This is a genomic window from Agrobacterium sp. NPDC090283, assembly GCF_044769685.1.
Classification (GTDB): domain Bacteria; phylum Pseudomonadota; class Alphaproteobacteria; order Rhizobiales; family Rhizobiaceae; genus Agrobacterium.
The window spans coordinates 37,909-64,681 of the sequence record NZ_JBIVYG010000023.1 but is presented as its reverse complement, the minus strand read 5'-3'; the positions used below and the strand labels follow the sequence as shown (position 1 = coordinate 64,681).

At 59.5% G+C, this 26,773-nt stretch carries 24 protein-coding genes and 2 tRNA genes; 11 read left to right on the top strand and 15 right to left on the bottom strand.

Annotated features, from left to right (window positions below):
* Positions 1–198 precede the first annotated feature (198 nt).
* Entirely contained in the window at positions 199–2,925 is a 2,727-nt protein-coding gene (gene ppdK / locus ACIQUH_RS24885) for a pyruvate, phosphate dikinase (protein WP_400820179.1), read from the top strand.
* Here the strand turns inward: ppdK and ACIQUH_RS24880 are convergent.
* From ACIQUH_RS24880 to ACIQUH_RS24865, 4 genes are all read right to left on the bottom strand, one after another.
* The gene (locus ACIQUH_RS24880; protein WP_400820177.1) at positions 2,903–3,175 is read right to left on the bottom strand and encodes a hypothetical protein; all 273 of its coding nucleotides are present in this window, start codon (positions 3,173–3,175) and stop codon (positions 2,903–2,905) included. The genes ppdK and ACIQUH_RS24880 overlap by 23 nt on opposite strands.
* A gap of 126 nt (positions 3,176–3,301) precedes the next feature.
* Positions 3,302–3,898 carry a demethoxyubiquinone hydroxylase family protein gene (locus tag ACIQUH_RS24875; protein WP_400820211.1) on the bottom strand — a complete coding sequence of 199 codons (597 nt, stop codon included), beginning with the start codon at positions 3,896–3,898 and terminating at the stop codon, positions 3,302–3,304.
* Positions 3,899–4,069: 171 nt separating this feature from the next.
* Entirely contained in the window at positions 4,070–4,468 is a 399-nt protein-coding gene (locus tag ACIQUH_RS24870) for a hypothetical protein (protein WP_400820174.1), read from the bottom strand.
* A 151-nt stretch (positions 4,469–4,619) separates the two neighbouring features.
* Complete coding sequence (locus tag ACIQUH_RS24865) at positions 4,620–5,984, bottom strand: dicarboxylate/amino acid:cation symporter (RefSeq protein WP_400820172.1); 1,365 nt, start codon at positions 5,982–5,984, stop codon at positions 4,620–4,622.
* 321 nt (positions 5,985–6,305) lie between these two features.
* On the opposite strand from ACIQUH_RS24865, the gene ACIQUH_RS24860 reads away from it, so the two are divergent.
* Positions 6,306–7,226 carry a DUF1499 domain-containing protein gene (locus ACIQUH_RS24860; protein ID WP_400820169.1) on the top strand — a complete coding sequence of 307 codons (921 nt, stop codon included), beginning with the start codon at positions 6,306–6,308 and terminating at the stop codon, positions 7,224–7,226.
* Positions 7,227–7,502: 276 nt separating this feature from the next.
* Here ACIQUH_RS24860 and ACIQUH_RS24855 read toward each other — a convergent pair whose 3' ends face one another.
* Positions 7,503–8,411: an MBL fold metallo-hydrolase gene (locus ACIQUH_RS24855; protein WP_400820166.1), complete on the bottom strand. Its 909-nt coding sequence runs from the start codon at positions 8,409–8,411 to the stop codon at positions 7,503–7,505.
* Positions 8,412–8,615: 204 nt separating this feature from the next.
* Between ACIQUH_RS24855 and ACIQUH_RS24850 the strand changes: the two genes are divergently transcribed.
* Positions 8,616–8,690, top strand: a tRNA-Gln gene (locus tag ACIQUH_RS24850).
* A 43-nt stretch (positions 8,691–8,733) separates the two neighbouring features.
* On the opposite strand, the gene ACIQUH_RS24845 is transcribed toward ACIQUH_RS24850, so the two are convergent.
* Positions 8,734–9,306, bottom strand: coding sequence for a TetR/AcrR family transcriptional regulator (locus tag ACIQUH_RS24845; RefSeq protein WP_400820164.1), 573 nt, complete (start codon positions 9,304–9,306; stop codon positions 8,734–8,736).
* A gap of 100 nt (positions 9,307–9,406) precedes the next feature.
* On the opposite strand from ACIQUH_RS24845, the gene ACIQUH_RS24840 reads away from it, so the two are divergent.
* Complete coding sequence (locus ACIQUH_RS24840; protein ID WP_400820161.1) at positions 9,407–10,093, top strand: glutathione S-transferase family protein; 687 nt, start codon at positions 9,407–9,409, stop codon at positions 10,091–10,093.
* A gap of 250 nt (positions 10,094–10,343) precedes the next feature.
* Here the strand turns inward: ACIQUH_RS24840 and mqo are convergent, their stop codons facing one another.
* Complete coding sequence (mqo, locus tag ACIQUH_RS24835; protein WP_400820159.1) at positions 10,344–12,077, bottom strand: malate dehydrogenase (quinone); 1,734 nt, start codon at positions 12,075–12,077, stop codon at positions 10,344–10,346.
* 126 nt (positions 12,078–12,203) lie between these two features.
* Here mqo and ACIQUH_RS24830 point away from each other — a divergent pair, with 126 nt between their 5' ends.
* Positions 12,204–12,413 carry a hypothetical protein gene (locus ACIQUH_RS24830; RefSeq protein WP_400820156.1) on the top strand — a complete coding sequence of 70 codons (210 nt, stop codon included), beginning with the start codon at positions 12,204–12,206 and terminating at the stop codon, positions 12,411–12,413.
* Positions 12,414–12,464: 51 nt separating this feature from the next.
* On the opposite strand, the gene ACIQUH_RS24825 is transcribed toward ACIQUH_RS24830, so the two are convergent.
* On the bottom strand, positions 12,465–12,887 hold the full coding sequence (locus ACIQUH_RS24825) for a hypothetical protein (protein ID WP_400820154.1): 423 nt from the start codon (positions 12,885–12,887) through the stop codon (positions 12,465–12,467).
* Positions 12,888–13,151: 264 nt separating this feature from the next.
* Between ACIQUH_RS24825 and ACIQUH_RS24820 the strand changes: the two genes are divergently transcribed.
* Positions 13,152–13,228, top strand: a tRNA-Pro gene (locus ACIQUH_RS24820).
* A 733-nt stretch (positions 13,229–13,961) separates the two neighbouring features.
* Here ACIQUH_RS24820 and cysN read toward each other — a convergent pair.
* Genes cysN through ACIQUH_RS24805 form a run of 3 tightly spaced genes read right to left on the bottom strand, consistent with a single transcriptional unit; the run spans position 13,962 to position 17,209 of the window.
* Positions 13,962–15,446, bottom strand: a complete 1,485-nt coding sequence (gene cysN, locus ACIQUH_RS24815; RefSeq protein WP_400820152.1) for a sulfate adenylyltransferase subunit CysN — start codon at positions 15,444–15,446, stop codon at positions 13,962–13,964.
* A complete protein-coding gene (gene cysD, locus ACIQUH_RS24810) occupies positions 15,446–16,399 on the bottom strand; it encodes a sulfate adenylyltransferase subunit CysD (RefSeq protein WP_400820149.1) in 954 nt (317 codons plus the stop codon). Before cysD ends, cysN begins: the two co-directional genes overlap by 1 nt.
* A 27-nt stretch (positions 16,400–16,426) precedes the next feature.
* Positions 16,427–17,209: a phosphoadenylyl-sulfate reductase gene (locus ACIQUH_RS24805; protein WP_400820146.1), complete on the bottom strand. Its 783-nt coding sequence runs from the start codon at positions 17,207–17,209 to the stop codon at positions 16,427–16,429.
* A gap of 204 nt (positions 17,210–17,413) precedes the next feature.
* Here ACIQUH_RS24805 and ACIQUH_RS24800 point away from each other — a divergent pair, with 204 nt between their 5' ends.
* The 5 genes from ACIQUH_RS24800 (at position 17,414) to ACIQUH_RS24780 (ending at position 22,337) form a co-directional block, all read left to right on the top strand.
* Positions 17,414–17,854, top strand: coding sequence for an Rrf2 family transcriptional regulator (locus ACIQUH_RS24800; RefSeq protein ID WP_111781800.1), 441 nt, complete (start codon positions 17,414–17,416; stop codon positions 17,852–17,854).
* Between the two features lie 484 nt (positions 17,855–18,338).
* Positions 18,339–19,364 carry a sulfate ABC transporter substrate-binding protein gene (locus tag ACIQUH_RS24795; RefSeq protein ID WP_035236788.1) on the top strand — a complete coding sequence of 342 codons (1,026 nt, stop codon included), beginning with the start codon at positions 18,339–18,341 and terminating at the stop codon, positions 19,362–19,364.
* Positions 19,365–19,562: 198 nt separating this feature from the next.
* On the top strand, positions 19,563–20,420 hold the full coding sequence (gene cysT, locus ACIQUH_RS24790) for a sulfate ABC transporter permease subunit CysT (RefSeq protein ID WP_003509001.1): 858 nt from the start codon (positions 19,563–19,565) through the stop codon (positions 20,418–20,420).
* Positions 20,413–21,285: a sulfate ABC transporter permease subunit CysW gene (gene cysW, locus ACIQUH_RS24785; RefSeq protein WP_400820139.1), complete on the top strand. Its 873-nt coding sequence runs from the start codon at positions 20,413–20,415 to the stop codon at positions 21,283–21,285. The genes cysT and cysW overlap by 8 nt, the downstream gene beginning before the upstream one ends.
* Positions 21,286–21,296: 11 nt before the next feature.
* Entirely contained in the window at positions 21,297–22,337 is a 1,041-nt protein-coding gene (locus tag ACIQUH_RS24780; protein ID WP_400820137.1) for a sulfate/molybdate ABC transporter ATP-binding protein, read from the top strand.
* A 740-nt stretch (positions 22,338–23,077) separates the two neighbouring features.
* Here the strand turns inward: ACIQUH_RS24780 and ACIQUH_RS24775 are convergent.
* The 4 genes from ACIQUH_RS24775 to ACIQUH_RS24760 form a co-directional block, all read right to left on the bottom strand.
* Positions 23,078–23,443 carry a helix-turn-helix domain-containing protein gene (locus tag ACIQUH_RS24775; RefSeq protein ID WP_400820134.1) on the bottom strand — a complete coding sequence of 122 codons (366 nt, stop codon included), beginning with the start codon at positions 23,441–23,443 and terminating at the stop codon, positions 23,078–23,080.
* Positions 23,440–23,721: a DUF6516 family protein gene (locus ACIQUH_RS24770; RefSeq protein WP_400820132.1), complete on the bottom strand. Its 282-nt coding sequence runs from the start codon at positions 23,719–23,721 to the stop codon at positions 23,440–23,442. The genes ACIQUH_RS24775 and ACIQUH_RS24770 overlap by 4 nt, the downstream gene beginning before the upstream one ends.
* A 62-nt stretch (positions 23,722–23,783) precedes the next feature.
* Positions 23,784–24,797 carry an NAD(P)H-quinone oxidoreductase gene (locus tag ACIQUH_RS24765; protein ID WP_400820129.1) on the bottom strand — a complete coding sequence of 338 codons (1,014 nt, stop codon included), beginning with the start codon at positions 24,795–24,797 and terminating at the stop codon, positions 23,784–23,786.
* Between the two features lie 88 nt (positions 24,798–24,885).
* Positions 24,886–26,688, bottom strand: a complete 1,803-nt coding sequence (locus ACIQUH_RS24760; RefSeq protein WP_400820127.1) for a GGDEF domain-containing protein — start codon at positions 26,686–26,688, stop codon at positions 24,886–24,888.
* Between the last annotated feature and the right edge of the window lie 85 nt (positions 26,689–26,773).

The window sequence follows — 26,773 nt, the reverse complement described above, 5'->3', positions numbered from 1 at the left end:
CTTAGGCAACACTCCAGTTCAGCGCACTACACGAATGCGTCAATCATGGCGTTATTCGGCCTTTGCGGCAATTCTTGCGCGCAATTTGCCGCAATTATGCTGCACTGCGATGTAAACTGCACGTTGCGGCGTTTCCAACGTGCCGCCAATGCTGTAGATGATAGAAAAATGACAACGCTTCTGGGTGGAGAGCGTGGAATGAAAAAATGGGTTTATACCTTCGGCAACGGTGCTGCCGAAGGCAGGGCAGGTGACGTTGCGATATTGGGCGGCAAGGGCGCGAACCTTGCCGAAATGGCAAGTCTCGGCCTTCCCGTTCCCCCCGGCCTTACCATCATAACCGATGCCTGCGCCCTTTATCACAAGAACGGCCGCGATCTTCCCGAAGAGCTGAAGCTGCAGGTCATGGCCGGCCTGCACGGCATGGAAACCGTGACCGGCAAGACCTTCGGCGGCAGCCACTCGCCGCTGCTCATCTCCGTCCGCTCCGGCGCACGCGCCTCCATGCCCGGCATGATGGATACCGTGCTGAATCTCGGCCTCAACGACCGAACCGTCGAGGCGCTGGGCCATGATGCGGGCGACGCCCGTTTTGCCTGGGACAGCTATCGCCGCTTCATCCAGATGTACGCCGATGTCGTCATGGGCCTCGACCACGAATTGTTCGAGGAAATTCTCGAGGATGAAAAAGGCCGTCTCGGCCACGAATACGACACCGACATGTCGGCGGTCGAATGGCAGCATGTCGTTTCGCTTTATAAGAAGCTGATCGAGGATGAGCTGGACGAAGCTTTTCCGCAGGACTGTCATGTCCAGCTCTGGGGCGCCATCGGCGCGGTCTTCGCCAGCTGGACCAACCACCGCGCTGTTACCTATCGCCACCTGCACAATATTCCGGGCGATTGGGGCACGGCCGTCAATGTGCAGGCCATGGTCTTCGGCAACCTCGGCTCTTCTTCGGCAACCGGCGTTGCCTTCACCCGCAATCCCTCCACCGGCGAGGCGGAGCTGTACGGCGAATTCCTCGTCAATGCTCAAGGGGAAGACGTGGTTGCGGGCATCCGCACGCCGCAGTCGATCACCGAGGCCGCCCGGCTCGCCTCGGGTTCCGACAAGCCGTCGATGGAAAAGCTGATGCCGGAGGCCTTTTCCGAATTTCTGGCGATCTGCAAGCGGCTGGAAAACCACTATCGCGACATGCAGGATCTGGAATTCACCATCGAGCGCGGCAAGCTCTGGATGCTGCAGACCCGCTCCGGCAAGCGCACCACCCGCGCCGCCATGAAGATAGCCGTTGACATGGTGGAAGAGGGGCTGATCTCGCGGGAGGAGGCCGTCTGCCGCATCGAGCCCTCGTCGCTCGACCAGTTGCTGCACCCGACCATCGATCCCGGTATTTCGCGACCCATCATCGGCTCCGGCCTGCCGGCTTCACCGGGTGCGGCAACCGGCGAGATCGTTTTTACGGCGGAAGAGGCGGTTGCGGCGGAAGCCGAAGGCCGCCGCGTCATTCTGGTGCGCATCGAAACCAGCCCGGAAGATATTCACGGCATGCACGCTGCCGAAGGCATTCTGACCACGCGTGGCGGCATGACCAGCCACGCCGCCGTGGTGGCGCGCGGCATGGGCATTCCCTGCGTCACCGGCGCCGGCTCCATGCGCGTCGACATGCGCAACAAGGTGCTGATCGGCGTCGGCTGCATGCTGAAGCGCGGCGATGTCATCACCATCGATGGCTCTTCCGGCCGGGTGCTGAAGGGCGAAGTGCCGATGACGCAGCCGGAACTGTCGGGTGATTTCGGCAAGCTGATGGACTGGGCAGACAATCTACGCAGGATGACGGTGCGCACCAATGCCGATACGCCGGCCGACGCCCGCGCCGCCCGCGCCTTCGGTGCGGAAGGTATTGGGCTGTGCCGCACCGAACATATGTTCTTCGAGGGCGACCGTATCCATGTGATGCGCGAGATGATCCTTGCCGAAAGCGAAAAGGGCAGGCGGGCAGCGCTCGATGAGCTCCTGCCGATGCAGCGCTCGGATTTCACCGAACTGTTCCAGATCATGCATGGCTTGCCGGTAACGATCCGCCTGCTCGATCCGCCGCTGCACGAATTCCTGCCGAAGACAGACGGCGAGATCGTCGAGGTCGCCGCCGCCATGGGCATGCCGCAGACGGTGTTTCGCCAGCGGCTGGATGCGCTGCACGAATTTAACCCCATGCTCGGCCATCGTGGCTGCCGTCTCGCCATTTCCTATCCGGAAATCGCCGAAATGCAGGCCCGCGCCATTTTCGAAGCCGCCGTCGCGGCGGCACGCATCACCGGCGCGCCCGTCGTGCCTGAAATCATGGTGCCGCTGGTCGGGCTTCGCTCGGAACTGGATTATGTCACCGATGTCATCGACGGCGTCGCCGCCGCGGTGGCAGAGGAAACCGGCATGGAGATCGAATATCTGACCGGCACCATGATCGAGCTGCCGCGTGCGGCGCTGCGCGCCCATGTCATCGCGGAAGCGGCGGAGTTCTTCTCCTTCGGCACCAACGACCTGACACAGACCACCTTCGGCATTTCGCGTGACGATGCGGCGCGTTTCATCAATACCTATCAGCGCAAGGGCATCATCGAGCGCGACCCGTTCATCTCGCTCGATTTCGACGGTGTCGGAGAACTGATCCGCATCGCCGCCGAACGCGGGCGCCAGACACGGCCGGAACTGAAGCTCGGCATCTGCGGCGAACATGGCGGGGACCCGGCCTCGATCCACTTCTGCGAGGATGCCGATCTCGACTACGTGTCGTGCTCACCCTTCCGCGTACCCATCGCCCGCCTGGCCGCGGCGCAGGCAACGCTTGCGGCGAAGAGGGATGAGGGCAGGGTGGCGAGCAATGTCGCCTTCATTCCCGTCAGGGGTTCTGTTGGACGATGATGCGCCGCTCCACCACCACGGGGCGGTAGAACATGTCGCGGTTCATCTGCGCCTGCCAGGCGCGGTTGTCGGCGCGGCGATCCATTTCCAGATCGAGAAGGCAACCCGCCATCGGGTCCGTGCCGGGGCGGAAACCATAACCCCGGCAAGTCGCCTCATCCCGCGCCCGGCGCTCTTCCGGCGTCAGCGTCTGGCAGGCGGTGAGCGCCGTGATGGCGGCAAGCGCACTGAAGACGATGGAAACACGCATTTTGTTTCTCCCTTAACATGACAGCCGTACGGCACTTTTATTGCCGCGATTGATACGCCTGTTTTCATACGGGGAAAAGCCGCGTTGGGGTGGAAAGTTGCGTTTGGTCCAAGAACATATAAGTCGTCAAGCCGACTTGGAGTTCGCCATTTCAGCGCGCATCCAGCTCGAATCGCCCCATGTCGAGAGCCAGATCATCAGGTCGGTGAGAAAGCCGATAATCGGCAGAAGAAGCCTGTAACCCGAGCCGCGTGCTGTCTGGTTTTTTTCGGCTTCCAGTAGATGCGCCAATTCCTGCTCCTGAATTGACGCGATAAGCTTGTGAAGCTCGGAATCTTTTGTTTGCAGGAAGGCCAATTGATCTTCCAGATGGCGATGAACGGTGCTTTCAACGGCTTCGGTGCAAATCCAGATCATGTTGCGTCCGCCGAGCGCGGTCAGAAAACCCAGCAGGAAACCTCCAAGGCTCCAAAACGCCATGACGCGACAAGGCTTTGCGTTTCTGGCTGGCATGGCTTCTTTGAACAGGCGGCAATGATCGATCTCATCTTCCCGCATCTCTTGAAGAGCGGGCACGATATCCGGAAACAGCCAGCGAGCCACCCATATCTGCGCTCCGTAGATACGAACAGCGCCAAACTCGCCCGCGTGATTGACCTTGAGAATACGCCGGACGGTGAGAGCTGTGTCGTGTTTACCGGAAGTGCCAGACATTCGAAGCATTACCAAAGCGCGTTCCAGTCCAACCGGATGTAGCAGATTTCACCGCCGCTATGCGAGCAGTTGTCGCCGCCATTTATAAGTCGCTTCTTGTGCGCGGAAAAGGTCCGGCATGATGGAAGATGCGGGTCTGCAAGCTTCCGTCGATCACGAAACCAAATGCCCTGATTCCGTTCAATGGTCGGGAAGAAAAGAGGGTGGGAAAAAACCCTGCAGAATGAGCCAGTCGCCTAACAGAAGCGTAAGGATCGCGGCGAGAAGGATACCGCCCATGAAGGCGATCAGGCCAATCGTGGCGTATGTCCACCGGCGCGTCTGGTAGAGATAGATGGCAAGGCCGACCGGCGCGAGCATAATGGTCGCGACTTTGGCGACAGAGCTGCGCCTGGCATCCCGCTTTTCGGCATCCTCTATCTGCCACCAGGCAAACAGCGTGATGATCCCGATCATCTGCACCAGATCATTTGCGGTAAAGGAACTCGGAGGCCCGGCAGGCCAGATGGCGGCGTCTATGAGAAGACCAAGTGATATGAAGGCGAGCAGGCCGACATAAATCCAGTTACGTTTCGCCATGCACAGGTTCCGCTGAAAGATGCGCTATTGTCTGTGCCGCTATCGCTATCGATGAAATCATTGCCGTCAACTCCAAACTCTTATGGAATAACGGAAACGATTTTCGCGGGGCGTCTCCTTTCCTGGCGGAAACGCCCCGCGATCAGTGTTATCAGGCTGCGGCTACTTCCCGGTCATCGAGCGCATCGATGTCCTTGGCGTTGTTGTAGACGGCCTCATTGAGAATACCCTCGCGCTTGGCGACGAGGGTGGGCACCAGCGCCTGACCGGCGACGTTGACCGCCGTGCGGCCCATGTCGAGGATCGGATCGATGGCGAGCAGCAGCCCTACGCCTTCCAGCGGCAGGCCAAGCGTGGAGAGCGTCAGCGTCAGCATCACCACCGCGCCCGTGAGGCCGGCCGTGGCGGCGGAACCGAGCACGGAGACGAAGACGATCAGCACATAATCCTGAATGCCGAGCGGCACCTGGAAGAACTGCGCGATGAAGATCGCCGAAATCGCCGGATAGATGGCGGCGCAGCCGTCCATCTTGGTTGTGGCACCGAGCGGCACGGAGAAGGCGGCATATTCGCGCGGCACGCCAAGGCTCTTTTCCGTCACGGTTTCGGTGACGGGAAGCGTGCCGATGGAGGAACGCGACACGAAAGCCAGCTGAATGGCCGGCCACGCACCCGCAAAGAACCGCGATGGCTTCAGGCCATGGGCGATAAGCAGGGCCGGATAGACCACGAAGAGCACCAGTGCGAGACCGATATAAACGGCGGCCGCATACCAGCCGAGCTGCGACAGCGTCGTCCAGCCATATTGGTCAACCGCGCGGCCGAGCAGGCCGATGGTGCCGATGGGGGTGAGGCGGATGACCCACCACAGGATTTTGCGTACGATGGCAAGCAGCGACTGGTTGAAGGCAAGGAACGGCTCCGCCGCCTTGCCGGCCTTCAGGGCCGCGACGCCAAAGGCAATCGAGACGACGAGCAGCTGCAGAACGTTGAAGTTCAGCGAGGTGCTGCCGGCGCCATTGTTGATTTTGGTCGAAGCTTCGAGGCCGAACACATTGGCGGGAACCAGACCTTTAAGGAAATCCAGCCACGAACCGGTGGAGGATGGTGCTGCCGCTGCCGTATTGGCAATTGCCGTGTTGACGCCGGGCTGGATGACGAGACCCAGGACGATGCCGATGACGACGGCGATCAGCGCGGTGATGGCAAACCACAGAAGCGTCTGCCAGACAAGCTTTGCCGCATTGCTGAGGTTCTTCAGATTGGCGATGGAGGCGACGATGGCCGTGAAGATCAGCGGCGGCACGAGCGCGCGCAAAAGCTGCACGAAAATGCTGCCGATGGTCTGCAGCGTTACCGAAAGCCAGTTCGGGCTGCCGGCCGCATCGGGGCCGATGTTGCGCGCAAGCAGGCCGAGCAGCAGGCCGATGACCATGGCGATCAGAACCTGAAAGCCGAAATTGCGATAAAAGGGTTTAGGCCCGGATGGGCCGGCGGACGTCGTTGCCTGTGACATGACATGTCTCTTTATTGTGCAAGAAAACGAGAATGTTGCACTTTTTACACGCATTCTCGAGGGAGGTCGCCGAGGATACGCCGATTTCCTCAGCAATTAAGGGATGGACTTGCGTATTTGTTGCTTCGCCGGGGAATTATTCCCTTGATTGGGCGCGATGCGGAAAATTATTCCGCCCTCTCGTCGTCATAGCGCAGATCGCCATTGTCCTTTGTTTTCCTCGCCGCAAATCCGGTCTATGACATCATATGCAGGTGATTCCCTGCCAGAATTCGGGTGCAACGCTTTTTAGCCAATGCGATCTAACGGATATCCGCTTTCATGACTGTGCGTTTCGTCCGGCCTTTTTCGGTTGCAGCCTATCTTTCCCGTTATCTGGGTCTTGCGGCGCTGGCGCTTTTTCTCATTGCCGCCGGCATCCATCGTTTCGGGCCGCTGACGACGCCTGATCTCGTCGGCCTGCTCATCATCGCCGCCGGCATCGCGCTGGCGGCCGTGCTTCTGGCGCTGATCGGCCTTGAGCGGCTGTGGACCAGGGGCGCGCGCGGTGGCCTTTCGGCGCTTTCGGCGTTGCTTCTCTCGGCGCTGCCGCTCGGCGTCGTCGGTTACGGCGCTTTTCTTTATTGGCAGCAGCCGAAGATTTACGACATCTCCACCGATCTGGCCGATGTGCCGGAATGGCTGGTGACGCCCATGGCCAACCAGCAATGGCTGACACGACCCGCGACCATTGCCAGGCAAGACCGCGACGCGCAGGCCGAAGCCTATGCCAGCCTCGCCGGCCGCCGTTATGAAGGCGCGATCGACCGCATCTATGCCGCCGCCAAAAAGATGGCCGCAGCCCAGAATATCCGCATCACCCATACGAAAGGTGTAATCGGGGCGGAAGATGTGCCCTCTGTCGGTGTTCCGGAGCAGGACAGGACACAGCCCGCCGAAGATGCGCCGGTGGAAGACCTGCCCTCCATCGTGCCCGTGCCCATGGCCCGCCCGGCTGAAGCGCCGTTGCCGACCTTCTTTAACGGCAGCGGTATGGTACTGATGCAGGGTGAGACACGCACGCGCATCTGGGGCCTGCGTTTCGATATCCTCATTCGCCTGAAGGAAGAGGCGGAAACCACCATCGTCGATGTCCGCGTCTCCTCCCGCTACGGCCCGCACGATCTTGGCATGGGTGCTGCGATTGCGGAGGCCTATCTCGATGCGCTGGATGCGGAAATGCAGGGGTTGAACGACAATTGAGGCCTTGCGATAGAAGGCTGGGCGGCGCGCTGCGCTTCGGGGTGATTTGATCGCGACTTCGCCGCTTGTTTCTTCTCCCCGAGGGGGAGAAGGTGGCCCGAAGGGCCGGATGAGGGGGCAACCTCTCGGTCTATCGCTGACGTCGCCCCCTCATCCCGCTGCCGCGGACTTCTCCACCTCGGGGAGAAGAAACAAGCGGCAGACGCTCGCTCCGTCAACAGAAGAGCGATGTTCAGGTGACAGCAAGGCTTGAAATCCCGCGCCTCAAAAATCGCATCAGGCCGGAAAATATTCGCCCGAGAGCGAAGGCGCTCCATCCGTCCGCACCTCGCCCTTTTCGATCAGATCCTCGATATGCGCCAGCACGGAAAGTGCTGCGGCGCCGTGCAGGCGCTTGTCGGTGCTGGCATAGATCACCTTCACCATGTCGGCGATCAGCCTGTCACCTTCGCGGATACGCTTCAGAACGGCCTTTTCCCGCATGCGGCGGTGGGCGCGCAAGCCCCGCATGAAAGCGGCGGGATCGGTGACCGGGCCGCCATGGCCGGGCAGGAACAGCCGGTCGTCGCGGGTGAGCAGCCGCTCCAGCGAGGCCATGTAATCGCTCATCGCCCCATCCGGCGGCGCGACGATGGTGGTGGCCCAGGCCATGATGTGATCGGCGGAAAAGACGATGCCGCTGCCATCAAGCGCGAAGGCGGCGTGATTGGCGGTGTGTCCGGGCGTATGCAGCGCGGTAAGCGCCCAGCCGTCGCCGGAAAGGCTCTGGCCGTCGCCAAGCGCGATATCGGGCACGAAAGCCGTGTCGGAGCTTTCGGCAAAGGGGTTCGTCTCGCCCGCATGCAATGGGCGCGCCGCGCGGTGCGGGCCTTCCGCCACCGTCAACGCCCCGGTCGCCTGCTTCAGCCGCCGGGCCAGCGGCGAATGATCGCGGTGGGTGTGGCTGACGAAGATATGCGTCACCTCGCGGCCCTCAAGCGCGGCCATCAGCGCCTGAAAATGTGCCTCATCCTCCGGGCCGGGATCGATCACCGCAACGGAGCGGTCGCCGACGATATAGGAGTTGGTGCCATGGAAGGTGAAGGCGGAGGGATTGTTGACGGTGATGCGCTGGATCAGCGGGGCGACAGGAACCGCCTCGCCATAGGCCGGCTGAAAATCGAGATCGAATGCCGGGTCCGCCATCGAGACCTCCTGAATAAATGCGATGCCGAAAGTGCCGGCGGCGTCCGCCGCACAATCGCCAAGCCCTATCATGACCACCCACGGCCGGGCACCCAAAAAGCTTGGATTTTGTGAAAAAATTGCTCGCCGGGTCATTGCCGCGTCGGGCAGGCTTTGATAATCAGGCGCGGTTCGGGCAGCGGCGTTTCGCTTTCACTGCCCTGTTGGGGCGTCGCCAAGCGGTAAGGCACCGGTTTTTGGTACCGGCATTCCCAGGTTCGAATCCTGGCGCCCCAGCCATTTTGATATCCTAACTGTCAACGATCACAGATCAACGCATGATCTAGCTCGACGGACTATCCAATATCAATTGTTCACTGATCTGATAACAGGCATTCAAGACCCGTTCTGACAGACCCTCATCATTCAAGGCGCGCGCGATAGCAACGCCACCGATCATCAGCGCGGTTATTGCTAATGCCGACTCTTGATCGCGCGTCTTTTTCAGGCTCGTCATGCGGTTGACCATATTCTCGAAGACTTGCGTATAAACCTCTCGAATTTCATTCTCCTGATTTGCAACGTCTGTCACCAAGAAGGCAAGCAAGCACAAAGGTCCATTCTGCTTAACATGAGCCATGTCGAGATAGCCTCGAATCATCGCCCTCAATGCTGTCCCATCGGTATTTTCATTCAGAGCGGAAATGGGGCCGTGAACGGCGGCATGGAATATTGCGTCTACATATACCTTCTGCTTGGAGTCGAAATGCGCATAGAATGCGCCGCGAGTAAGACCAGCCCCCTGCATGAGGTCGTCCAGTGTTACGCCCTCATATCCGTGCTTGCAAAAGAGGAGGACCGCACTGTCAAGAATACGCTGCCTCGTGTTGCGTGTGTGTTCTTTGGAATACGGCATTGGGTTTCATGATTCCTTAAATATGTTCTTTAACATAAATTGGCTGAGGGTAGCGTGCAAGGACGATAACCAATCGGTATCTGCAACGGAGCTAACCTAAATGTTGAAATCACTTCGCGATAACGGCGCGGGAGCGCATATCGAAAGTAGCATTCGCCTTTATTATTCGCCCGGAGCTTGCTCCCTCGCTATTCATATCGTTCTCGAAGAACTGAACTTGCCGTACCGACTGGAACTGGTTTCAGTCGCTGAGGGAAAAACTGCGGAGCCTCGCTTCCTGGGCATCAACCCCAAAGGCCGCGTTCCTGTTTTGCAGATTGACGGTAGCTTGCTGACGGAGGCTCCGGCTATTCTCATCTATCTGGCGGACGTGAACCCAGAAGTAGCACTGTTGCCCTCCACGAAACTTGAAAGATTCCATTGCCTCGAATGGCTAAACTGGCTTTCGAGTACCGTGCATGCCGTAAACTATGGACAATTCTGGCGCCCCGAACGCTTTACAAATGACAGCTCGCAGTTTGAAAGCATAGTTGCCAAAGGAAAAGAAAATATTATTTCGGCCTATCGCCACATTGAAAATGGATTGACGGGAAAAATGTGGAGTGTTGGTGGCGATTACTCATGTGTTGATCCATTTCTTCTTGTTTTCTACCTGTGGGGCAGTGCGGTCGGCTTTAATATGCAAATAGACTATCCCGAATGGTCCTTACATGCCGAGCGTGTCCTTTCCCGTGAGGCTGTTCGACGTGCGATTGAACAGGAGGGACTATCGTTTCGTTTGGTATGAAGAGAACAACCAAAGCTCGATACTACGGGTTCCAGATCACAGCGTCGTTTAAATCAACTCCGAACGGATTCCTGAAATTTACAAGTACCGTTCATAGTTTGCGCAACCTTTGGAAGGCAGCCAGCACAACTATACCAATGGAGTTGATAATACGCGAAGTGTCGTCACCACTGCGACAGTATGTACTATGAAAAAACGCCGCGCGTCCGGAGACACGCGGCGTCTGTTGCGATAGCCGGCTTCCACCGCCTTAAAGCGCGATATCCGGCACCTTCTTCACCGGTGCACCCGCTGGCGCCGCACCGGCACCCTTCAGCGCCTCAAGATCGATCTGCGGCGGGGTCGGCAGCTGCAGGTGCTCGGCGGTATAGGCCCATTCCTCACGCACCTTTTCCGGGTCGTCATTGAGCTTGGTACCGTAGCTCGGCACGATCTGGCGGATCTTGGCCTGCCATTCCGGCGTCGCCACCTTGTCCTTGAAGACCTTTTCCAGAACGCTTAGCATGATTGGCGCTGCGGTGGAAGCACCCGGCGAAGCGCCGAGCAGGCCGGCGATGCTGCCGTCCTTGGCGGCGACGACTTCGGTGCCGAGCCGCAGCACGCCGCCCTTTTCTTCGTCGCGCTTGATGATCTGTACGCGCTGGCCGGCCTGCCACAGGCGCCATTCGCCCTGCTTGGCATTCGGGAAATATTCCTTCAGCGCGGCAAAGCGGTCGTCATCCGACATCATCAGCTGGCCGGCGAGATATTCCACCAGTGGATATTCATCGATGCCCACGCGCACCATCGGCCAGGCGTTGCTGGTCGTGACGGAGGAGACGAGATCGAAATAGGAGCCTTCCTTCAGGAACTTGGTGGAGAAGGTGGCGAAAGGCCCGAACAGGATGACACGCTTGCCACCCAGCACGCGGGTATCGAGGTGCGGCACTGACATGGGCGGCGAGCCGACCGAGGCCTTGCCATAGGCCTTGGCCAGATGCTGCATCGTCACATCGGGGTTCTCGTTGATCAGGAACGAGCCGCCCACCGGGAAGCCGGCATAATCGTCCGCTTCCGGAATGCCGGACATCTGCAGCAGATGCAGCGCGCCGCCGCCGGCGCCGATGAATACGAATTTCGCATCCACCACCTGTTCGGCATCGGTCTTGGTGTTGGTGTAGGTCACGCGCCAGCTGCCATCGGCATTGCGCTGGATGTCGGAAACCTCGCTATTGACCTGCAGGTCGAAATTCTGGTCGCCCTGCAGATGCGATACGAATTGGCGGGTGATTTCGCCGAATTCCATGTCGGTGCCGAGCGGCGACCAGGTCGCGCCGATCTTCTGGGAAGGATCGCGGCCTTCCATCATCAGCGGCACCCACTTCTTGATCTGCTCGCGATCGGTGGAGAATTCCATGCCGGCGAAAAGCGGGCTGGTTTTGAGCGCCTGATAGCGCTTTTCCAGATAGGCGACGTTCTCGTCACCCCAGACGAAGCTCATATGCGGCGTGTGGTTGATGAAGGAGCGCGGGTTCTTCAAAACGCCGTTGCGCACCTGCCATGCCCAGAACTGCCGGGAAATCTGGAAGGATTCGTTGATGTTGACGGCTTGGCTGATCTTGATGTTGCCGTTGTCGTCTTCCGGCGTGTAGTTGAGTTCGGCAAGCGCCGAGTGGCCGGTGCCGGCATTGTTCCAGCCGTTCGAGCTTTCAAGCGCCACGCCGTCCAGCCGCTCCAGCATCTGCATAGACCAGGTGGGTTCGAGTTCGCGCAGCCAAACACCGAGCGTCGCGCTCATGATGCCGCCGCCGATCAAAAGCACGTCGACCTTCTTGGCGGCCGTATTGGCGAGAAGCGGAGAAGAGGGCAGCGCCGCTGCGGCAATCCCGGCGAGCGCACCGCCCAGAACCTGTCGACGGTTCATCGGAAGCGCGTGGGAAAGGGAGTTGTCCTGGGAGAGATCAGTGAGCTGGGATTTGTCTTGATCGATGGGAGTCACGGCCATACCTGATTCTTGTTTTGTGTTAAAAACATTCCTCCCGCTCGCCCCGTTACAGCAAAGCGCAAACCGGCACAACCCGGACTCTTTCACTCCAGTTCAAGCAGTTTTGCAGGAATTTTGCAGGGACATATGGTCGCAACGGCCAATTTTGCGGTTTTGCCGATCGTCATTTTTGTGACGGCGAAGATTAGCCGGCGCTTTCAAACGGTTGAAAGGGTTCTTCGAACGGGATATCGCAAAAAGGCGGATATGACGCTGTTTCGGGAGCGTTACGGGTCGCAGGGTGCGGCTATAGGCAAAATTTTTTTCAGAAAAATGACAATAATCCCGAAAAAGTGAAAAGGCCCGCCGTTTCGGGCGGGCCTTGGGCATTCGGTTTATGGCCGAAGATCAATCTGCGGCGAGGAATTCCGCGCAATAGCTCGGGCCGTTGATGCCGGGGCGGTCGGAGACCGTACGCACGGCGGTAATCTTGTAATCGCTGGAAACGACGAGCTGCACCGTGCAGGAGAGCGAGGCGGTGCGGGCGGGCGAAATCTGACGCCCCTTCTTGCCGTCCTTGCCTTCTTCGAACTTGGCCGGAATGGTGGCCTTCCTGTAGCCGCCGCGCCAATTATAGACGGTGGAGCTGCCGGTTTCCGTATCGCTCAGCGGCGGGCCGAATTTTGCGAAGAAAATGCCTGCGGACTGGCCGACCCAGCGGGTCTCAACGGGGCTCTTCTGGGTAAATGAGGGAGTGGAGCCGCCCGTGGAAGTGGTGCAGGCCGAGAGCGCAATGGCAAACGCTGCGAGCGTTACGCTGCGAGATAGCATGGTGAAATGTCCTTTGTGCCGTGTCCGGCTTTCCGCCGGTCATTCCGTTCCCCTAGCAGATTTGGAGACGGCGGGCAGGGGAGGTGTGCGGCCCGATGAAAATTTCCTGCCACAATTGCTTTTTTGTAACGTTTTGAGGCCTTCCAGCCGGTGCCACAGGCGCTTGGCAGGGTTGTTTCAACAGATGGAAAAAACTTGTCATAAAAAATGCAATAAGCCGCTTGTCGAATGCCGGAGGCTGGTCTATAGAAGCGCCGCTGGTCACGGAGTGTAGCGCAGTCTGGTAGCGCACCACGTTCGGGACGTGGGGGTCGGAGGTTCGAATCCTCTCACTCCGACCAGCTTGAAGCCAACGAAAACAGTGGCTTGTAAATTATCCCGAAAATCCCTGAAATCAAAGTCTCGTACCGAAACCGGACGGTTTGAAACCTCGTCCGATTGGATCGGATGCCCCTTCGCGGCTGGAAATCCGTCCATACAGGCGAATAAATCCGTTTCAGTGACCGCTAAATGACGACGCCCGTCACCTTAAAGGAAAGAGGCCCGTCGCTCCGCCAAGCGCCAGGCCTCAATGTCGCGGCCTTGTTTCAGGGGACGCGCGACATCCGACGTCTTAAAAGCGTCAAATCCGATCCACAACCTAAGAAGTTACCCGTCACCGCCCTTAGTCCCGAATTTCCGGGGGCGTCGTGACGATCAATTTATCGCGAGCAGAAAAGAGGCCCGCTGTTCTCTCGAACAACGAGCCTCTGTTGGATCGCTTGGCGGAGCGACCGCATGCAAATTCGCCTTTTGCGCATGAACGTCAAATGAACAAATCGCTTTCCGCGGGGCCGAGAAACAACCCGTAAAAATCAGGGACGGGATGGATCGGAAAGCGCGCTCAGCCGTTATCTATCCATAACAACGATGGAGGATAACATGCTGAAGGGTATTGCATTGTGGGCTATGGGCGTTCCGATCTTCGTGATCATTCTGCTTTATATGTTCGTGTTCTAAGTCGTCTCTGACGACAGGCCCAAACAAAAAAGGCGACCACATCGTGGTCGCCTTTTGTCGTTCATGCCGGCATTTTCAGTCGAGATCGCCGATGAGCCGCGAGGCTGTCGCAGCATCCGTCCGGCGGATGTCGATCTCGTCGCGGTGTTTGGCAAGCAGTTCTCCGGCCAGCAGCTTTTCGGCAAGAGCGGCGGGCAGGGAGAGGATGACGCGGTCGCCCTGTTCCTCTGTCGCACCCGTGCTGCGCTTGGCCGATATCATGCCGCCCGCCACCGTATTGTTGGTGTCGGGGTCGATCAGGATGAAGGAACCGGTCGCGCGGTTCTGTTCATAGGGATCGAAGATCGCCGTCTCGTCGAAAGAGAGGCGCACCTTGCCGATGGCGTTCATCGGCAGCGATGTCTCATGCGCCTGCCATTCGCCTTCCTTCAGGTTCAGCTGGCTGACGGGCTGGACGCTGACGCGCTGGCGGCGGCTGCCGCTTTTGAGCCAATAGCGCTTGCCGGCCTCGATGCCGCCCGGCTGCAGGGCGACGATCTGTGCATCGAAGGCAAGTCCCGTGAGCGGCTGCGCCTCGATGGAGACGATCATGTCGCCGCGCGAAACATCCACCTGACGGTCGAGCACGAGCGTGACGGCATCGCCCGCCACGGCGGCATTGCGCACCAGATCGAAGGTGACGATCTGCTTGACATTGGCGACCATGCCTGAAGGCAGGACGACAACGCTGTCGCCCGGCTTAACCGAACCGCCGGCAACCGTGCCCTGATAACCGCGAAAACTTTCGCCGGGACGCGAGACACGCTGCACCGGCAGGCGGAAGCCGCCGGACTGCGTGGAGCGGACGGTGGCAAGCTCCAGCGTCTCCACCAGTGTCGGGCCTTCGTACCAGGGCATGGAGGCCTTGCCTGACAGCACGACGTTTTCACCCTTCAGCGCCGACATCGGAATGGCGGTGATCTGCTTGATGCCGAGATCGGAGGCGAAATCGCGGAACTCGTGGGCGATCAGTTCAAAACCGGCCTTGTCGTAGTTCGTCAGGTCGATCTTGTTCACCGCCAGCACGAATTGCCGGATGCCCATCAGCGCGGCGATGGTGGCGTGGCGGCGCGTCTGTTCCAGAATGCCGGTTCGCGCATCGACCAGCAGCACGGCGAGATCGGCCGTGGAAGCGCCGGTCGCCATATTGCGGGTATATTGCTCGTGGCCGGGCGTGTCGGCGACGATGAAGGCGCGCCGGTCGGTGGCGAAATAACGATAGGCGACATCGATGGTGATGCCCTGTTCGCGCTCCGCCTGCAGACCGTCGAGCAGCAACGCGAAATCGGGCAGGCCGAGATCGTTCTGCTTGCCGCTGTCGCGATGCAGGGTGGCGGCCTGGTCTTCCTTGACGGCCTTGGTGTCCCAGAGAAGACGGCCGATCAGGGTCGATTTGCCGTCATCGACGCTGCCGCAGGTGATGAGGCGGAGCGGACGCGTATCGCGCGTCGCCTTCGAATGTTCGGCGAAGGGCAGGATGGTGGCGGAAGAGGAGGGGGTGTTGGCGGCGGCAGCGCTCATCAGAAATACCCCTCGCGCTTCTTTTTCTCCATCGAGCCGGACTGGTCGCGGTCAATCGCGCGGCCCTGCCGTTCGGAAACGGTGGCGATTTCCAGCTCGGCGATGACCTCCTGAAGCGTCGCCGCCTCGGAACGGATCGCGCCGGTCAGCGGGAAGCAGCCGAGCGTGCGGAAGCGGATCGAGCCGTGCTTGATCTCTTCGCCGGGCAACAGTTCCAGCCGCTCGTCTTCGGCAAGGATCATCATGCCGTCGCGTTCGACATAGGGGCGCTCGGCGGCGTAATAGAGCGGCACCAGCGGAATGTTTTCCGCCTCGATGTAACGCCAGATATCCACTTCGGTCCAGTTGGAGAGCGGGAAGGCGCGTACGCTTTCACCCTTGCGGACCATGCCGTTATAGATGTTCCACAGTTCCGGGCGCTGGTTGCGCGGGTCCCATTTATGATCGGGCGTGCGGAAGGAGTAGATGCGCTCCTTGGCGCGGCTCGCCTCTTCGTCGCGCCGTGCGCCGCCGAAGGCCGCATCGAACTGGCCGGCGTCGAGCGCCTGGCGCAGCGCTTCGGTCTTCATGATGTCGGTGTAAAGCGCCGAACCATGGGTGAAGGGCGTGACGTTTTCGCTCGCACCGCGCGGGTTGGTGTAGGAAATCAGGTCGAGATCGTATTCCCTAACGATATTGTCGCGGAACTCGATCATTTCCTTGAACTTCCAGCCGGTGTTGACATGCAGCAGCGGGAAGGGAATGCGGCCGGGGAAAAACGCCTTGCGCGCCAGGTGCAGCAGCACGGACGAATCCTTGCCGATGGAATAGAGCATCACGGGCTTGTCGAATTCGGCGGCGACTTCGCGGAAGATGTGAATGGCTTCGTTTTCAAGCGCCTTAAGATGGGGATCGAGCGGCGGCTTGGATGCGACAGTATTCTTGCTGTCCGTCTCGTGGACTGCGTTGGACATTGTGAACTCCGGGAATGTACTGAATGATTATCGTTGCGGGATGGCGGAAACGGCGGATGTCTGCTCCGCACCGGCGACGTGAAGACCGCATTCGCGCTTCTCGTCGTTTTCCCACCACCATCGTCCGGCGCGCTCAGGCTCACCGGGCTTGATGGCGCGCGTACACGGCTCGCAGCCGATGGAGGGGTAACCGCGCTGATGCAACGGATTGACGGGAATGTTCTCTTGGGCGACATGCGCCCGGATGAGGTCGATATCCCAGTCAGCCAAAGGATTGATCTTGATGAGATTGCGCTCCGCATCGAACTCGGCAAACGGCGTCGTGGCGCGATTGCCCGACTGGCCGCGACGGAGCCCGGTGATCCAGAAAGCTGCACCCTCCAGCGCCTTGCCGAGCGGGATCAGCTTTCTGACATGACAGCAGGCGTGACGGGCTTCGACACTCTCGTAAAAACCGTTCAGGCCGTATTTTGCGGCATAGGCGTCGATATCGTCCTGCTCCGGGCGGAAGCGGCGAATTTCAATGCCGAAACGGTCTTCGGTTTCATCGATGAGATCGACGGTTTCCTTGAACAGCCGGCCCGTCTCCAGCGTCACGACGTCGATCGGCAGGCGATGTGTGCCGATGGCGGCGGTGATGACCTGATCCTCGATGCCGAGGCTGGTGGTGAAGACCGCCCGCCCGCCAAGGCCGGCGACAAACGAAAGCCGACCCGCCAGATCGAGCCCGGCAAGCGTGGCGTCGAGGGAAGCGGCATCGGCAGAGGCATTTGCTGAATTGATCGTCATTGTCACGTCCGGGATTTCCATGGCCGATTATTGTTGAAATCCGGCTATGGGAACAGAAATGACAGTCTTTGTGCGCTGCACTTGAGAGCAAAAATGCCTCTCGCGCGCGTAGTATGAGCAAAAGATACCCGTTCACCTTCTTTGCAGCTTGGATTTGAATTGTGACAACTTCTGCGCTAAGCCGGAATTGCCGGGTTCCCGGGCTTGTGGTCTACTGGTTTTACGATGATTTCGCAGAAGGCAAAATACGCGCTGAGGGCGCTTCTTTCGCTGGCAAAGGCCGACGGCGGCTGTCCTGTGCAGATTTCCGACATTGCCCGCGAACAGGCCATTCCGAAAAAATTTCTGGAGCAGATTCTTCTCGAAATGAAGAAGGAGCGGATCGTCGAAAGCCGGCGCGGCAAGCAGGGCGGCTATCTTCTGGCGCGCCCGGCTTCGGACATCACCTTCGGCGAGGTGCTGCGCCTCATCGACGGGCCGCTCGCCCCCTTGCCCTGCCTGTCGCAGACCGCCTATCGCCGCTGCGAGGATTGTGACGGCGAGAAGCAGTGCGAGATCCGCCACGTCTTTGCCCGCGTGGCCGATGCGACGCGCAACATCCTTTTCAACACCACCATTGCCGATGCGGTGGCCGGTGTCGAAGTGCCCGAGCTTTTGACGGCGTAGCACCGCACCATCCACGACCTCCACCCAGGACTCCACCGTCATCCTCGGGCTTGACCCGAGGGTGCATGGTCAGACTGGGTTGTGGATCCTCGGGTCAAGCCCGAGGATGACCGGGGGAGAGGGCATACCTGCCTGTCGGCACATGGTCCTGCAACTTGTGACACGAGTTTCGCAGTGGTGAATGCTCAAACAACGAAACAGGCGGAAGAGCCCTTAGCTGTCGCCCTGCGTCCCCCAAACGAAAAAATCGTCTAAAACCCCATAATATTTTTCGTCATCGAGGCAAAAAATCGTCAAAAATGTGAAACGCTTTTGCATTCAGCAAAGTTTTACACGACGCTTGTTGCGCCTTTCGCTTATGCTGCGCTGTATTTGTTGCCCCGGGAAACGCTCTCGGGAAACACTTTTTCGATCGTATTCGGCCTCATTGACCAACTCTACTCAACCGGTAGAGTTAAGCCATCTTCATCAGGAGGGAATACCGATGTCCAAGTTTCTGTCCGGTTTGAGCGCTGTCGCTCTCGGCCTTTCTTTGACATTGGGGGGCGTGGGTTCGGCTTTCGCGGAAACCAAGCTTCTCAATGTCTCCTACGATCCGACCCGTGAGCTCTACAAGGATTTCAACGAGGCCTTCGCCAAGAAGTGGAAGGCCGATACCGGTGAAGACGTCACCATCCAGCAGTCGCACGGCGGTTCCGGCAAGCAGGCGCGCTCCGTCATCGACGGTCTGGAAGCCGACGTCGTGACGCTCGCATTGCAGAGCGATATCGACGCCATCGTCCAGAATTCCGGCAAGATCAACAAGGACTGGCGCACCCGTCTGCCGCACAATTCCTCGCCTTACACCTCCACCATCGTTTTCCTGGTGCGCAAGGGTAACCCGAAGGGCATCCATAACTGGGGCGATCTGGTGAAGGGCGACGTGCAGATCGTGACGCCGAACCCCAAGACCTCCGGCGGTGCCCGCTGGAACTATCTGGCAGCCTGGGCCTGGGCAAATGAAGAGTTCAAGGGCGACAAGGACAAGATCAAGGCCTATGTCGGCGAGCTCTACAAGCGCGCCCCGGTTCTCGACACCGGCGCCCGTGGCTCCACGGTCACATTCGCACAGCGCCAGATCGGCGACGTGCTGCTGGCCTGGGAAAACGAAGCCTATCTCGCCGGTCAGGAATTCGGCGCTGACGCCTTCGATATCGTCGTGCCGCCGATCTCGATCCTCGCCGAACCGCCGGTCGCCGTTGTCGATGCCAATGTCGACGCCAAGGGCACCCGCAAGGCGGCGGAAGCCTATCTGCAATATCTCTATTCCGACGAGGGCCAGAATATTGCGGCGAAGCACTTCTACCGCCCGTCCAACCCGGCCGTGGTTTCCAAGGATCTGCTCAAGCAGCTGCCTGACATCAAGCTCGTCACCATTGACGACCCGCAGTTTGGCGGTTGGGCCAAGGCGCAGCCTGAACATTTTGGTGACGGCGGCATCTTCGACCAGATTTACAAGCCCGCAAAGTAAGCGGATGATGGGCTGAAAAGAGATCGCCCGCGTCCGCACGGACAACAGAAAACAAAAACCGATCGACCGGACACCGTGCCGGTCGATCCTTTATAATAAACGCCGGGGAACACCGGCTCCCAGAGAGCATTTCCAGGAAAAGCGGACCCCGGTTTCCTGTCCGGAAATGCGCCAAACTAAAGATTATCCGGAGCCTTGATGAGCAATAATACATCCGGAAACAGGTGGAAATGGCGGCAGTCGAGCGTCATACCGGGCTTCGGCCTGACGCTTGGTTACACAGTGACCTATCTGTTTCTCATCATTCTTATTCCGCTGGGCGGCCTCATCTGGTCCACGGCGAAACTGGGTTTTTCAGATTTCATTGCGATTGCCACGGATAGCCGCACGCTGAATGCGCTGCGCGTCAGCTTCGGCACGGCTTTTCTCGCCGCGCTGGTCAACGCGGTTTTCGGCGTCATCGTCGCCTGGGTGCTGACACGTTACCGTTTTCCCGGTCGCCGCTTCGTCGATGCCATCGTCGATCTGCCCTTTGCCCTGCCGACGGCGGTGGCCGGTATCGCGCTCACCACGCTTTACGCCAATCGCGGCTGGGTCGGTTCGCTGTTCGAACCCTTCGGCATCAAGATCGCCTTCACGCCGACCGGCATCGTCATCGCGCTGATCTTCATCGGCCTGCCCTTCGTGGTGCGCACGGTGCAGCCGGTCATGGAGGAAATCGACCGGCAGGTTGAAGAAGTGGCGGCGACGCTCGGCGCCAACCGTTTCCAGACCATCACCCGCGTTCTGCTGCCGAGCCTGACACCCGCGATCCTCACGGGTTTCGCGCTCGCCTTCGCACGCGGTGTCGGGGAATATGGCTCGGTCATCTTCATCGCCGGCAATATCCCTTACGTCTCGGAAATCGCACCGCTCCTCATCGTCATCCGGCTGGAGGAGTTCAACTATGCGGCCGCGACCGGCATCGCCACCATCATGCTGATCATCTCGTTTGCCATGCTGTTCCTCATCAATCTCATTCAGGCCTGGAGCCGCAAGAGGTACGGTTATGTCTGAAACCGCTTCCCGCACCTCGCCCCGGCCGTTCCGCGATCCCGCCAGCGAAAGCCTGCCTGCGCGACTGGCGCTGATCGCCGTCGCCTTTCTGTTTCTTGCGGCCTTCCTCGTGTTGCCGCTGGTCTCGGTGTTCTTCGAAGCTTTCCGCAAGGGCGCAGACGCCTTCTGGGAGGCAATCGTCGAACCCGATGCGCTCTCCGCCATCCGCCTCACGCTGCTCGTCGCCGCCATTTCCGTGCCGCTCAACCTCATCTTCGGGGTCGCGGCCGCCTGGGCGATCGCGAAATTCGAGTTCAAGGGCAAGGCCTTCCTGATCACGCTGATCGACCTGCCGTTCTCGATCTCGCCGGTCATTTCGGGCCTGGTTTATGTCATCCTGTTCTCATCCCACAGCGTGCTCGGGCCATGGCTGAAGAGCTACGGCATCGAGATCCTCTTCGCCGTGCCGGGCATCGTGCTCGCCACCATCTTCGTCACCTTTCCCTTTGTCGCGCGCGAACTGATCCCGCTGATGCAGGATCAGGGCAATGGCGACGAGGAGGCGGCGATTTCGCTCGGTGCTTCGGGCTGGCAGACCTTCTGGTATGTCACGCTGCCGAATATCAAATGGGGCCTGCTTTACGGGGTGCTGCTCTGCAACGCCCGCGCCATGGGCGAGTTCGGCGCCGTCTCGGTGGTCTCGGGCCATATTCGCGGCGAAACCAACACCATGCCGCTGCATGTCGAGATACTCTACAATGAGTACAATATGGGCGCGGCCTTTGCGGTGGCGACGCTGCTCGCCGGTCTGGCGCTCGTGACGCTCATTCTCAAAACCATTCTCGAAATACGCTTTGGCGCGGGCAACGCAGCCGGCAAGCATTGAAAGGCATCTTCATGGAAGTGAAAGTTTCCGGCATCACCAAGCAGTTCGACCGCTTTCCGGCGCTGAACGACGTGTCGCTCGACATTCGTTCCGGCGAGCTGATCGCGCTGCTCGGTCCTTCCGGTTCCGGCAAGACGACGCTGCTGCGTCTCATCGCCGGTCTCGAGCAGCCGACGACCGGCCAGATTTTCTTCGGCAACGAGGATGCCTCGCACCGCACGGTGCAGGAGCGCAATGTCGGTTTCGTGTTCCAGCACTACGCTTTGTTCCGCCACATGACGGTGGCCGACAATATCGCCTTCGGGCTGAAGGTGCGCCCCGCCGGCAAACGGCCGCCAAAGGCGGAAATCCGCAGGCGCGTGTCCGAACTTCTCGATATGGTGCATCTGACCGGGCTTGAAAAACGTTATCCCACACAGCTTTCCGGCGGCCAGCGCCAGCGCGTGGCGCTTGCCCGCGCCGTCGCCATCGAGCCGAAAGTGCTGCTTCTCGATGAACCCTTCGGCGCGCTGGACGCCAAGGTGCGCAAGGAACTGCGCCGCTGGCTGCGCGAATTCCACGACCGCACCGGCCACACCACCGTCTTCGTTACCCACGATCAGGAAGAGGCGCTGGAACTGGCCGACCGGGTCGTCGTCATGAGCCAGGGCAAGATCGAGCAGGTCGGCACGGCGGACGATGTCTACGACACGCCCAACTCCCCCTTCGTTTTCTCCTTCATCGGCGAATCCTCCAGCCTGCCGGTGACGATCCGCGACGGCCACGTGCTGTTTCAGGGCGAGAGCATCGGCATCGATGAAAGCGGTTCTGGCGAGGGCGAGCTTTTCTTCCGTCCGGAAGATGTGGTGTTGACCCAGGAGAAGGACGCGCTTTACGGCAAGGTCACCACCTGTCGCCGCCTCGCGGGCACCCGCATCGCCGAAATCGACATCGCCAATAACGGCCATGAACCCTATCATCTCGAAATCGAGGTGCCGCTCAACGCCGCCGTTTCCGTGGGCGCGGAACTGCGGTTCAGGCCGACGCGGTGGAAAGTGTTCGGGAAGAAGTAGGGGAGACGTGACCGCAATTGACGGTCAATGATTTGTCGCTCTCTAACGCGCGTCACGTTTAATCTGATTCCACAGTACACCACAGTTGAAAATCATCGAGTGTGCTGGGTGTCGTTACCCCCCTCTGTCCTGCCGGACATCTCCCCCTCAAGGGGGGAGATCGTTCCGTGGCGAGGTCTCGCATCTCTCGACGGTCGAGAAAGAAGTGGCGAGAAAGCCTCTTGCCGATCTCCCCCCTTGAGGGGGAGATGTCCGGCAGGACAGAGGGGGGTAACGACACCCAGCACACTCGATGATTTTCAACTGTGGTGAACTGTGATCTGATTCATGCGCCGTGCTTCAGTTCTCCGTCATACCGGCCTCGCGCCGTTATCCAGCCAGCCCAAGGACTTGGGCTGAAAGAAGTTCTTCTCATCGCGGGAGAGCCGCACCGGCACTCGAGGCGCAGATTTCCCCAATAGTCGAAGCAATACGCAAAAACGGAAAAGGGCCGCCAGAGGCGACCCTTCCATGAGTTTGGTCCTGTTTACAGACCCGGGACTGTTTCTCAACGTTCCGAAGGTAAGGCTGTTTACGCCGAGGGCTGCCCCGTCGCAAAACCACCCTTTCCATTGCCTGCACCAGAGACCGAAATCTCACTAGACATTGGATCACCTCCTTCCGATACGTTGAACATAACTAGAAGGTAGTACGATTCGTCAGTAATGCAAGAGGGATTACTTTTAACGGACGTCCGGCACCTATGCCGCATCTGCGGCCGTTACGTCGAATTCGAAGTGAATGCTGTCATAGGAGAACACGATGCCGGCCTCGTTCCGGTCGATAATGCCGGCGTGGAGAAGCGTCGTTACATCGCGGTGAACCGCCTGCACATCCCGCCCGACCCGACGGGCAACCTCTCGGATCGAAAGCGGCCCCTGTCCAGCGAGAGCCTTGACGACGGCAAGGCGAAGCGGCGCGAGAATGCGGTGCAGGTCCTCATAACTTGAAAATTCGACGGATGGTTTCGCCTCCACCGGCTTTCCGGACATTGCCAGACTGCCGGCTGCAATAAAGCGATTCTTGATATCCTTGATCGTGCTGAGACGGACGGTGAGTACGGTCATGACAAAATCCTTTCCATATCCGCCTGAAACGCGTCGAACAGGGCTTCGAGCGTGGTGAAGGTGATGGTGTCTTCACGCCCGCCCATATGACGATGATCGCCTTTGCCGCGTTCATTGTCATAACGCAGAACGCATTCCCCTTTGATCACCAGCGCCAGCCGATATTTGAACGGGTGGAGACTTCCGGGAACAGGCTCGGGCAAATGCCACAGCACGACCTCGAAGAAGGCCGTCTCGTCGATCACTTTGCGCGTCTTTTCGAGCAGAATAGCCTTCATGTTGTTATTTTTGACAACAGTTTAGTGTGTTGTCAATGAAAACAACGATCCCGCTCAGGACGTCACGCCACCCGCATCACGATCTTGCCGATATGATTGCTGCTTTCCATCAGCCGATGGGCCTCCACGACCTCATCCAGCGTGAAGACCCGGTTGATAACCGGTGCGAGCTGACCGCTTTCGATCAGCGGCCAGACCTGTTCGACAAGATCGTCGCGGATGGCGCGTTTTTCGTCCGCCGTGCGGGGGCGCATGGTGGAGCCGGTGACGGTGAGGCGTTTGACCATGATGGGGGTGAGGTTGACCTTCTCGGCCACGGCTCCGCCCAGAAAGGCGATGATCGACAGGCAACCGTCCTTGGCGAGTGCCGCAAGGTTCTTTTCGAAATAGGCCGCACCGATCATGTCGAGAACCACATCCACACCCTTGCCGCCGGTTTCGGTCTTGATGACGGTGGCGAAATCCTCCTCGCGGTAATTGATCGCGCGCTTGGCGCCGAGCTTCACGCAGGCCTCGCATTTTTCCGCTGAGCCCGCCGTGGCATAGACTTCCGCGCCAAAGGCTTTGGCAAGCTGGATCGCCGTCGTGCCGATGCCGCTGGTGCCGCCGTGGATGAGCACGCTTTCGCCTTCGGTGAGGCCCGCCATCTGGAAGAGATTGGCCCAGACGGTGAAGAAGGTTTCCGGCAAAGCGGCGGCTTTGACGGCGTCGTATCCCTTGGGGAAGGGCAGGGCCTGCCCGGCCGGCACGGTGCAATATTGCGCATAACCGCCGCCATTGGCGAGCGCGCAGACCTGGTCGCCCAATTTGAATTCATCCACGCCTTCGCCCAGCGCAACCACCTCGCCGGCGATTTCGAGGCCGAGGATCGGGCTTGCATCCCTTGGCGGCGGATAGGTGCCCTGCCGCTGCGCGACATCGGGGCGGTTGACGCCCGCCGCCTCGACCTTCACCAGAATCTCGCCTTTCGCGGGCTTCGGCAAAGGCGTTTGCGAAAGGCGCATCACCTCCGGACCGCCATGCGAGGGAAGGTCGATGAAGCGCATTTGTTCGGGCAGGATCTTGGTGTCTGGCATGGTCAGGGGCAACTCCTCACGTGTCGGCGTCGCCTGAAGATGTAGGTCAGATGCGCTGCTTAGGGAAGGAGGCCGTTTGTCACTGGTGTCAATTTGTCTCGCCGAAGACCCGCACGACGAGACCGCCTTCATTTTCCTTCGCAGCCGCCTTCACACCGGCGATCTCGCTGCCGATCCGCTCGGGATTGGCGATGATCAGCCCCTTCGGCAGGGTGAGGACACCGATGGAGCAGCGCAACAGCGCGAAGTCCCGCTCATTGCCGTGGCGGTCCTGGCCTTTCATGCATCCGGCGGCGCGGTCCTCATCCGAATAGAGTTCGGCGACATCGTCGTGAAAATCGCTGAGCAGCCGCTCCAGGATTTCCGTCAGTTCTTCCACCGTCCAGTCGCGTACGCCGATGAAGAAATCGTCGCCACCGATATGGCCGAGGAAGCAGTCACCGGCAAAGAAATAACGGCGCATCAGCGCCGAAAACAGGGTGATGGCGTGATCGCCGGCGTTGAAGCCGTATTTGTCGTTGAAGGGTTTGAAATTATCGAAGTCGCAATAGCAGAAGAAACGCGTCTCATCGCCATCGCTGCAGCGGTCGGCAATGAAGCCGCCAATCGCGCGGTTGCCGGGCAGCGCCGTCAGCGGGTTCTGGTCCTGCGCCATCTTGAGCTGTTTTTCATTGATGACCTTGATCAGCGAAGCGGCCGAGACGATGCCGGCGTAACGCATGTTTTCGGTCAGGATGATGCAGGCGCTGCCGCCCATGCTGGCAAACATGTTCATCAGCTGGTCGGCATCCGCATCGAGACCGACAATCGGGGCGGGATCGACGAAATGGGCAATGGTGCGCTCATAGATCTTGTTCTTGAGCAGATCGCGGCCGAAGGGCCGATAGATATATTCCTTGAGATGATATTCGTTGATGACGCCGCGCGGTTCGCCATTGGCGTTGAGAACCGGGAAAAACGCCTGCTGCGGATTTCGGCGGAAAAGTTCGAAGACGCTGTCGACGCTGTCATGCTCGAAGACGGTCGGAAGGCGCTCTATTTCCCGGCGGATGAGAATTTCATCCAGCGTCTGGCTGCTGCGCCGCGCCACGCCGATGCGGTTGATGTGGGGAAAGCTCTCCGGCAATTCGCTGGTGAAGACCGTGGGCCTCGCGATCAGCCAGCCCTGCACCAGATCGACGCCGAATTCGCGGCAGGTCAGGAATTCCGCTTCCGTTTCGATGCCTTCCGCAATGACCCGCACACCGAGAACATGGGCGATGTTGACGATGTTGCGCACAAGATGCTGCTTGCGCGGCAATTGGTCGACGCCGGTGATGAAATGCCGGTCGATCTTCAGGTAATCCAGCGGGAAATCGCAGAGCAGCTTCATCTCGCCATGCCCGGCGCCGAAATCGTCAATCGCCAGCTTGAAACCTTCCTTGCGCATGCGGGCGATCAGCGCCGTGAATTCCGGCACGCTGGTATTGTCGAAACGTTCGGAAAGTTCAAAGCAGATGGAAGAGGCCGGAATGCCCGCCCGCGCCAGATGGCCGACGAGTTTGTCGAGAATGGCGTCGCCATGCGGGATCAGCCGCACATCCAGATTGAGGAAAAGCGTGGCGGAGGAAAAGTCGGGCAGGGTGGAGAATTTCGCCAGCGCCCGGCTCGCCAGCATCTGCTCGAAGGCCTTCAACTCGCCATCCGCGGCAGCCTGGTCGAGAAGCGCCAGCGGATTGGAAAAACCGAGCCGGTCATGGCCGCGCATCAGCGATTCATAACCGAAGATCGTGCCCGTCGTCGCCTCGACAATCGGCTGAAACGCCGTTTCGAGCACAAGCTTCGCCATGGGAAACATGTGCCCGGAGGCAAAACGCCTGACGACATCGTTCTCCAGGGTGACGGCCTGCATCTCTGTTCTCCGCTATTGCCGGTCCTTTTTGTGGCGCGCCGTAATGGAATGCGCCATCAGGAACCCGTCTCTTTTGCGGTGAACA